The organism is Kutzneria sp. NPDC052558 (genome assembly GCF_044547355.1).
GTDB lineage: Bacteria > Actinomycetota > Actinomycetes > Mycobacteriales > Pseudonocardiaceae > Kutzneria.
Genome location: NZ_JBIUAG010000007.1, coordinates 389,027 through 397,118, shown reverse-complemented (window position 1 = coordinate 397,118; position 8,092 = coordinate 389,027). Strand labels below are relative to the sequence as shown.

Annotated in this window: 9 protein-coding genes; 2 read left to right on the top strand and 7 right to left on the bottom strand. The window is 71.0% G+C overall.

The annotated features are described in order from the left end of the window. Both ACIG5F_RS16095 and ACIG5F_RS16090 read right to left on the bottom strand, forming a co-directional pair. A partial coding sequence (locus ACIG5F_RS16095; protein WP_396518474.1) for a homocysteine S-methyltransferase family protein occupies positions 1-814 on the bottom strand: 814 nt, incomplete at its 3' end. A gap of 222 nt (positions 815-1,036) precedes the next feature. Beyond that, the gene (locus ACIG5F_RS16090; RefSeq protein WP_396518462.1) at positions 1,037-1,756 is read right to left on the bottom strand and encodes a GntR family transcriptional regulator; all 720 of its coding nucleotides are present in this window, start codon (positions 1,754-1,756) and stop codon (positions 1,037-1,039) included. 66 nt (positions 1,757-1,822) lie between these two features. On the opposite strand from ACIG5F_RS16090, the gene ACIG5F_RS16085 reads away from it, so the two are divergent. Together ACIG5F_RS16085 and ACIG5F_RS16080 are read left to right on the top strand one after the other, a co-directional pair. After that, positions 1,823-2,839 carry an LLM class F420-dependent oxidoreductase gene (locus ACIG5F_RS16085; protein ID WP_396518461.1) on the top strand — a complete coding sequence of 339 codons (1,017 nt, stop codon included), beginning with the start codon at positions 1,823-1,825 and terminating at the stop codon, positions 2,837-2,839. Between the two features lie 4 nt (positions 2,840-2,843). After that, entirely contained in the window at positions 2,844-3,731 is an 888-nt protein-coding gene (locus ACIG5F_RS16080; protein WP_396518460.1) for an oxygenase MpaB family protein, read from the top strand. Positions 3,732-4,018: 287 nt separating this feature from the next. Here ACIG5F_RS16080 and ACIG5F_RS16075 read toward each other — a convergent pair whose 3' ends face one another. From ACIG5F_RS16075 to ACIG5F_RS16055, 5 genes are all read right to left on the bottom strand, one after another. After that, positions 4,019-4,615, bottom strand: a complete 597-nt coding sequence (locus ACIG5F_RS16075) for an ATP-dependent Clp protease proteolytic subunit (RefSeq protein WP_396518459.1) — start codon at positions 4,613-4,615, stop codon at positions 4,019-4,021. A gap of 240 nt (positions 4,616-4,855) precedes the next feature. After that, positions 4,856-5,479: an SRPBCC family protein gene (locus tag ACIG5F_RS16070; protein WP_396518458.1), complete on the bottom strand. Its 624-nt coding sequence runs from the start codon at positions 5,477-5,479 to the stop codon at positions 4,856-4,858. Between the two features lie 108 nt (positions 5,480-5,587). Beyond that, on the bottom strand, positions 5,588-6,559 hold the full coding sequence (locus tag ACIG5F_RS16065) for an aldo/keto reductase (protein WP_396518457.1): 972 nt from the start codon (positions 6,557-6,559) through the stop codon (positions 5,588-5,590). A gap of 81 nt (positions 6,560-6,640) precedes the next feature. Next, the gene (locus ACIG5F_RS16060) at positions 6,641-7,339 is read right to left on the bottom strand and encodes a S1 family peptidase (RefSeq protein WP_396518456.1); all 699 of its coding nucleotides are present in this window, start codon (positions 7,337-7,339) and stop codon (positions 6,641-6,643) included. Further along, on the bottom strand, positions 7,339-8,049 hold the full coding sequence (locus ACIG5F_RS16055; protein ID WP_396518455.1) for a S1 family peptidase: 711 nt from the start codon (positions 8,047-8,049) through the stop codon (positions 7,339-7,341). Before ACIG5F_RS16055 ends, ACIG5F_RS16060 begins: the two co-directional genes overlap by 1 nt. Between the last annotated feature and the right edge of the window lie 43 nt (positions 8,050-8,092).

The following is an 8,092-nucleotide window of genomic DNA, read 5'->3' as shown; positions in this document are numbered from 1 at the left end:
CGATGTTGAGCAGGCCGGACTCGGCGAACTCGCCGAGTAGCGCGCCGGTCTCGTCCGGTGTCTGGTCGTAGCCGCCGAAGGCGTTGGGCAGGCCGGCGTTGGGGTGGCAGGCGGTGTAGGTGTTCGCCAGCCGTGACAGCTCGGCCAGGTGCGGGCGGATCTCGGCGGCGCCCAGTGAGCAGTTCACGCCGACGACCAGCGGGTTGGCGTGTTCGATCGATTGCCAGAAGGCCTGCACGGTTTGGCCGGACAGGGTGCGGCCGGACAGGTCGACGATGGTCACCGAGATCCACAGCGGCAGGTCGGGGGCGACCTCCTTGGCCGCGGCGATGGCCGCCTTGCAGTTGAGCGTGTCGAAGATCGTCTCGATCAGCAGCAGGTCGACGCCGCCCTCGGCCAGCGCGGAGATCTGCTCGGCGTAGGCGTCGCGGACCTGGTCGAAGGAGACCGCCCGGTAGGCCGGGTCCTCGACCCGCGGCGACAGTGACAGGGTGACGTTGAGCGGGCCTACGGAGCCGGCGACGAAGCGGTCGCCGAACTCGTCGGCCGCCTGCCGGGCCAGGCCGGCGGCCTCGATGTTCATGTCCCGGACCAGGTGCTGCAGGTCGTAGTCGGCCTGGCTGATGCCGGTGGCGGTGAAGGTGTTCGTGGAGGCGATGTCCGCGCCGGCGGCCAGGTACTGGCGGTGCACGTCGAGTACGACGTCCGGGCGGGTGATGCTGAGTAGGTCGGGGTCGCCGACGACGTCTCTGGAGTGGTTGTCGAACCGCCCGGCCCGGTAGTCCTCGGGCGTGAGTCCCACGTTTTGGAACATGGTGCCCCAGGCGCCGTCCAGCACGGCGATCCGTTGCTGGAGCAGGTCCTTCAGCGCGTTTTCGGACACCAGCCACCTCCCAGTCGCGGGAGGCGCCCTTGGTCGTCGTGGAGCAAAGCCGAGCGTGGCGGGACCGAGCCCGTTGCAGCGCCTCTCGACCTCCCGACAAAGGTTACCGGAGCGGGTCTAGTGGCAACCACAAGGTCGACATCGCGGCCGAGCTCACCTGGTGGAAGGCCGGTGTGTCGTGGGAAAACCCGGATTCCCACCATCTGGACCGTCCGGGGTGGACCACATGCCCACGGCGTCGAGGTGGCGCAGCAGGCGCTGCTCGCCGTCGCGGAGGTGGCTGAGGGTGGCGGCGCGGGCGGCGTCGGGGTCGCGGGAGCGCAGGGCGTCCACCAGGGCCGCGTGGTCGGCGACAACCTGGCGGTGCCACTCGGGATCGGCGGTGTAGACCCGGGCCGGGATGTGGCGGCTGGCCATGTCGAGGAAGCGGGCCAGCTTGCGGGAGCCGGCAGTCTTGTTGATCAGACGGTGGAACTCGAACTCCAGCGCGCTGATCTCCTGGTGCCCGCGGGCGGCGGCGAGCTCGGCGGCGACCTGCTCGGCGTGCCGCAGCTGCTCGGGGCTGATCAGCTCGGTGGCCCGGGCGGCCAGCTCGGCGGCCAGGTCGGCCTGGAGGCCGAACATGTCCTCGACGTCCCGGCGGGACAGGGGACTGACCACGAAGCCGCGGCGGGGCTCGAGCTCGACCATGTCCTCGCCGCGCAGGGCCAGCAGGGCCTCGCGGACCGGCGTGACGCTGACGCCCAGCTCGGCGGCCACGGCGTCGAGACGGACGAACTGCCCGGGCCGCAGCGCGCCGGACATGATCGCCTCGCGGAGGTGCGCGGCGACCTCGTCGGACAGCTGCGGGCGGGAGGTCAACGGTCTGGCCATAAGATATATTATATGTCCTATGGCGGCGGTCGGCGCGGCCAGGTAGGCACGACGAGGAGCGCGGACATGCGGCTCGGCACGTTCTTGCAGTACGCAGGCGACGCGGTGCGGACCGTCGACCAGGCGGTGGCCCTGGAACAGGCCGGCCTGGACGCGGTGTGGGTGGCCGAGGCCTACGGCTTCGACGCCCCGACCCTGATGGGCTATCTGGCCGCCCGCACCGAGCGGGTGCTGATCGGCTCGGCGATCCTGCCGATCTACACCCGCACCCCGGCGCTGATCGCCCAGACCGCCGCCGGCCTGGACGCGGTCTCCGGCGGCCGGGCCCTGCTCGGCCTGGGCGCGTCCGGCCCGCAGGTGATCGAGGGCTGGCACGGCGTGCGCTACGACCGGCCGCTGGCCCGCACCCGCGAGATCATCGACCTGTGCCGCCGCATGTGGCGGCGGGAAGTGATCACCAACGACGGCATCTACCAGCTGCCCTACCCCGGCGGCACCGGCCTGGGCAAGCCGCTGAAGATGCTGACCAAGCCGGTCCGTGACGAGATCCCCGTGTACGTGGCCGCCCTCGGCGACAAGAACGTCGAGCTCACCGCCGAGATCGCCGACGGCTGGCTGCCGATCCTGTTCCTGCCGGAGAAGGCGAAGTCGGTGTGGGGCAAGGCATTGGACGCCGGCCGGGCCCGTCGGACCCGCGGCCCGCTTGACGTCGTGGCCAGCGGCCTGCTGGCCATCGGCGAGGACGTGACGGGGCTGCGGGAGCTGGCCCGGGCGAACGTCGCGCTCTACGTCGGCGGCATGGGCGCGCGGGGCCGCAACTTCTACAACGACCTGATGCGCCGCTACGGCTACGAGGCCGAGGCGGCCACCATCCAGGACCTGTACCTGGCGGGCCGCAAGGAGGAGGCCGCCGCCGCGGTGCCGGCCGAGTTCCTGGAGCTGACCGCCCTGGTCGGCCCGGCCGGGCACGTCAAGGAGCGGCTCGAGGCGTTCCGCGAGGCCGGCGTGACCATGCTCAACGTGACCCCCGTCGGTCCGGATCCGATCGGGGACGTGCGCACCCTGCGCGAGTGGATGGGATAGCGCCATGGGCCGCTGGGACAACCTCCGGCGCATCCTGGCGCTGGATCCCGAGCGTGACCACCAGGAGATCTACCGGCTATCCGCGGGCTTCGAGTTTCCCTGGGACTACCAGCGTTCCATGGAGTACGCCCTGTTCCGCACCTACTGCGCGCCCTCGATCTCCCGGCTGCTGGCCGCCACCCGGGAGTTCGAGCGGCGGCCGCAGCGGCGTTACGACGACACCGCGCTGCTCATCGCCGAGATGATGGAGCACGGCTACGACTCGCTCCGGGGCAAGGCCGCCCTGCGGTCCATCAACCGGGCGCACGGCCGCTACCGCATCACCAACGAGGACATGCTGTACGTGTTGTCCACTTTCGTGTTCGAGCCTGCCCGCTGGCTCGACCGCTTCGGCTGGCGGCGGCTGTCCTCGCACGAACGCCTCGCCGCGTTCCACTTCTACCGCGCCGTCGGCGCCCGCATGGGAATCCGCGACATCCCCACCGACTACGCCGAGTACGAACAGTTCAATGTGGACTACGAGCGGCGGAACTTCATCTACACCACGGACAACGCCGCCATCGGCGGCTACACCCTTGAGCTGTTCTGCTCCTGGTACCCGAAAGCGGCCCGCCCCTTGATCCGCCCGGCTCTGCGGTCCCTGATGGACCGCCCCCTGCTGGACTCCTTCGGCTTCCGCCCGGCGCCGTCGTGGCTCACCCGGCTCTCCGAGTCCGGCGTCCGCCTCCGCTCCGCGATCGTCCGCGAGCTCCCCCCGCGCCGCCATTCCAAACTCGCCAACGACCCCCACAACCGCACCTACCCCGGCTACCCCACCGGCTACGACCCAGCCGACCTGGGCGCCGGCGAGCCACCGGCCGACATAGACCCCACCCTCCTCCGCCGCACCTGATCGCCAGCACGAGCTTGGGGGGTGCAGGGGGGCGAAGCCCGCCCTGCCTTGGGGTGTGGGGCGAGAGCCCCGCAAAACACACCGAGCGAGATGGCCAGCGCTTTCGGCTGGCATACCCCTCCCACGAGCTCGGGCGGGTCAGCGCTTCCGCTGGCCCACCTAGTCACGAGCTTGGAGGGTGCAGGGGGGCGAAGCCCGCCCTGCCTGGGGGTGTGGGGCGCGAGCCCCACAAGACGCCAGCGGGTTCCCCATGTCTGCGCTTTCCGCAGACATGGGGGTCCCAGGAACTACAGCCCGCTGCTGTGCTCGATGACGTGGTCGATGAAGCCGTAGGCGAGGGCGTCCTTGGCGGTGAACCAGCGGTCGCGGTCGCCGTCGCGGATGATGTTCTCGACCGGCTGGCCGGTCTGGCGCGCGGTGATCTCGGCGAGCTCCTTCTTCCAGAGCCCGTAGACCTCGGCGCGGATCTTGATGTCGGAGGCGGTGCCGCCGACGCCGCCGGACGGCTGGTGCATCATGATCCGGGCGTATGGCAGCGCGTAGCGCTTGCCGGGGGCGCCGGAGGAGAGCAGGAACTGCCCCATCGACGCGGCCAGGCCCATGGCGTAGGTCTGCACGTCGGGCTGCACGAACTGCATGGTGTCGTAGATCGCGAAGCCCGCGGTGACCGAGCCGCCGGGGGAGTTGATGTAGAGCTTGATGTCCTCTTCGGGGTTCTCCGCGGTCAGCAGCAGCAGCTGGGCGACGATCCGGTTGGCCACGTCGTCGTCGACCTCGGAGCCGAGCACGATGATCCGGTCGCGGAGCAGGCGCTCGTACACCGAGTCGGTGAGGTTCATCCCGGACGCTCGCGCCACGAGGTTCGCGTTGGCGTGGTGTTCCACTTCTGTCCGCCTCTTCTTGAAAGCCAGGACTCCTGATTCCTGCTGGCTACTCTAGCCGAGCGGATCGGGACGGAGTTCGGCGGCACGGCCGTGTTCGCCCACAGCAGTACGGTGATCGCCGAACGCGGCGCTGACCTGCGACGACAGGGCAGCCGCCCGGGTGCCGCAGCGTGTCGCACGCCATTCGCGGCATTTCGGCGTTCGCCTTCGGCGGAATTGTTTATCCGGCGGAATTGCCGGTCACCCGCCGGTGTAGAAGGCGATGGTCCGGTCGCCGACCTCGCGGGCCTTGGCCGGGTCGGCGCCGAAGGCGATGTCGGCCTCGGTCCACGCCTGCCCGCTGAGGGTGTGGAACTGCTTGGCCTCGGGGGTGGCCATCCACTCGGCCGCGGCCGCCTGGTCCATGCCCCCGCCGGTGGCGAGGTGGTTGGCCAGTCCCAGCAGCATGCCGTCCCAGCCGATGCCGACCGCGCCGGGCCCGTAGGTGTCCCAGTGCTCGCCGACGACGGCGATGTGGCGCAGCTCCAGCCGGGCCCCGCCGTCGACGGGGGACAGGCGCACCTCGATCCAGCTGACCTGGTCGCCCATCTCCCAGGTGGCGTCGTAGGCGCTGGGCGGCTCGCACGCGGTGACGGCGCCGCCGGCGTTGCCCTGGAGCTGGTAGCGGCCGCCGAGCCGGAGTTCGCCGGTGACCGGCAGGAACCAGCGGCCGATGCGCTCGGCGCTGGTCACGGCGTCCCACAGGTCGTCGACGTCGGTCTTGTACGTCTGGCTGAGGGTGACGGTGCGGGCCTCGCCCGCCGCCAGCGTCCGGCCGCCGACCTGCCGGCTCACGGCGTTGATCTGCTGCTTCACGTCGAACATGCCGGCAAAGTATCAGCACGAGCTTATATAAGCAACGGATGGCGGGTTACGCTGGCCAGTGGGGGCGGCGCCGTTCCGGGGAAGGGCGCCGCCCCCGCCGGCTACCGGCTACCACGCATAGTGCTCGGGCGCGGTCCGGTAGCCCGGGAAGATCTCGTCGATCGCCGCCAGGTCGTCGGCCGTCAGCTTGATCTCCAACGCCTTCAGCGCGCCGTCCAGCTGGGCCGAGGTGCGCGGGCCGATGATCGGCGCGGTCACCGCCGGCTGGTGCAGCAGCCAGGCCAGGGCCAGGTCGCCGGGCTCGTGGCCGAGCTTGTCGGCCAGGTCCTCGTACGCGCCGAGCTGCTCGCGGTGCTTCTCCAGCGACGCGGCGGCCCGCTCGCTGTAGCGGCGGCTGCCCTCGCGCTGCTTGCGCACCGCGCCGCCGAGCAGGCCCGAGCCCAGCGGGCTCCACGGGATGACGCCGATGCCGTGGGCCTGCGCCGAGGGCAGCACCTCCAGCTCCACGTGCCGGGTGAGCAGGTTGTAGTGCGACTGCTCGGCCACCAGGCCGAGGAAGTGGCGCTTGGCCGCCTCGGCCTGGGCCACGGCCAGGTGCCAGCCGGCGAAGTTGGACGACCCGAAGTAGAGGACCTTGCCCTGGGTCACCAGCGTCTCGCAGGCCTGCCAGATCTCGTCCCACGGGGTGTCCCGGTCGACGTGGTGGAACTGGTACAGGTCCACGTAGTCGGTTCGCAGCCGGCGCAGCGAGGCGTCGATGGCCCGGCGGATGTTGAGGGCCGACAGCTTGCCCTCGTTGGGCCAGTCGCCGGTGGCGCCGTAGAGCTTGGTGGCCAGCACGGTCCGCTCGCGGCGGTTGCCGCCGGTGGCGAACCAGTCGCCGATGATCTCCTCGGTGCGCCCGCGGCCGGCCTCGCCGCCGTAGACGTTGGCCGAGTCGAAGAAGTTGATGCCCTGCGCCAGGGCCTCGTCCATGATCGCGCGGCTTGTCGGCTCGTCGGTCTGCGGGCCGAAGTTCATCGTGCCAAGGCACAGCCGCGAGACGGACAGGCCGGTGCGGCCGAGGTGCGTGTACTCCATGCGATCCATCTTGCTGCGTGCCGCCCGCGAACGCAGGGGTGGGCCCGGATCCGGACCCACCCCTGCGTCACATGGAGATGCTCACACCCCGGCGGTCGACCGGATCCAGCTGCGGCTGGCCGCGACGCTGGCGTAGTTCTGCACGCCCTGGGGGTTGGAGCCGCTGTTGCCGGCGGTGGAGGCCACCCCGACCTGGACCCCGTTGGCCACCTCGGGCCCGCCGGAGTCGCCGTGCCAGGCGGCCCCGTTGATGCCGGTGCTGGCGATGGCCCGGCCGCCGTAGGCGTCCGTGCTCCGCCCGGTCACCCGGACGTTGGCGGTGCGCAGCACCGAGGCCGGCGGCGACTGGTTCAGCGTCCGGCCCCAGCCGTAGATCTGGTTGGTTGAACCGGTCGCCGGGTCGGCCGAGCCGAGCTGCATGTACGTCGTCTGCACGGCCGTGGCCAGGTGCAGCAGGGCGATGTCGCCGTTGGGCGAGGTGACCTGCCGGTCCACGGCCACGTTCGTGCCCTGGTCGAAGTTCACGTTGCCGACCTTGACGTGCATGCCGTTGCTGCTCTGGCAGTGGTGCGCGGTCATCACCCACTGCGGGGCGATGATCGTGCCCGAGCACTCGAAGCCGTCGAACTCGCTGCCGCCGCTGTTCCAGAACACCTGCGCGCCCCACGGGGCCGAGCTGACCTGGGTGCCGCCGATGATGTCGGGGCTGACGGCCGCCTCGGCCACGGGGGCGGCCAGCACGGCCGCCCCCACCAGTGCGGCCGCGATGACGCCGCGCATCACACCCCCGCGGTGTTGCGGATGAACGTCCGGCTGGCCGCGACGCTGGCGTAGTTCTGCGTGCCCTGCGGGTTGGAGCCGCTGTTGTTGCCGGTGGAGCAGACGCCGACCTGAACGCCGTTGGACACCTGCGGGCCGCCGGAGTCGCCGTGCCAAGCCGCGCCGTTGATGCCGGTGCTGGCGATCGCGGTGCCGCCGAACGCGTCGGTGCTGTGCCCGGTGACGCGCACGTTGGCGGTCTTCAGCACGGGGGAGGGCGGGTTGCTGCCCTGGGTGCGGCCCCAGCCGTAGATCTGGTTGGTGGAGCCGGTGGCCGGGTCGGCCGAGCCCAGCCGGCTGAACGTGGTGTTGATGGCGGTGGTCAGGTGCACCAGCAGGATGTCGCCGTTGGGCGAGGGGACCTGGCGGTCCACGGTGGCCCGCGTGCCCTGGCCCAGGTTCAGGCTGCCGACCAGGACGTACATGCCGGGGTTGTTCTGGCAGTGCTGCGCGGTGAGCACCCACTGCGGCGCGATGATGGTGCCGGAGCACTCGAAGCCGTTGCCGGAGCCGGCGTTGGTCCAGTAGATCTGGGCGCCGTAGGGGATGTTGCTGGCCGCGCCACCGCCGATGATGTTCGGGCTGGCACTGGCGGCGGTGGCCGGGGCCGCGGCGAGGCCGGCGGCCAGGGCCGCGCCGGCGATGGTTGCCGCGACGAGAGACTTGCGCATGATGGGATACCTTTCGGCGACTGGCAGGGACAGTCGTGCGTAA

Coding starts and splice junctions, on each gene's coding strand:
- ACIG5F_RS16065 (WP_396518457.1), bottom strand. CDS start 6,559: ATGGAGTACACGCACCTCGGCCGCACCGGCCTGTCCGTCTCGCGGCTG.
- ACIG5F_RS16070 (WP_396518458.1), bottom strand. CDS start 5,479: ATGTTCGACGTGAAGCAGCAGATCAACGCCGTGAGCCGGCAGGTCGGC.
- ACIG5F_RS16085 (WP_396518461.1), top strand. CDS start 1,823: ATGCGGCTCGGCACGTTCTTGCAGTACGCAGGCGACGCGGTGCGGACC.
- ACIG5F_RS16090 (WP_396518462.1), bottom strand. CDS start 1,756: ATGGCCAGACCGTTGACCTCCCGCCCGCAGCTGTCCGACGAGGTCGCC.
- ACIG5F_RS16055 (WP_396518455.1), bottom strand. CDS start 8,049: ATGCGCAAGTCTCTCGTCGCGGCAACCATCGCCGGCGCGGCCCTGGCC.
- ACIG5F_RS16060 (WP_396518456.1), bottom strand. CDS start 7,339: ATGCGCGGCGTCATCGCGGCCGCACTGGTGGGGGCGGCCGTGCTGGCC.
- ACIG5F_RS16080 (WP_396518460.1), top strand. CDS start 2,844: ATGGGCCGCTGGGACAACCTCCGGCGCATCCTGGCGCTGGATCCCGAG.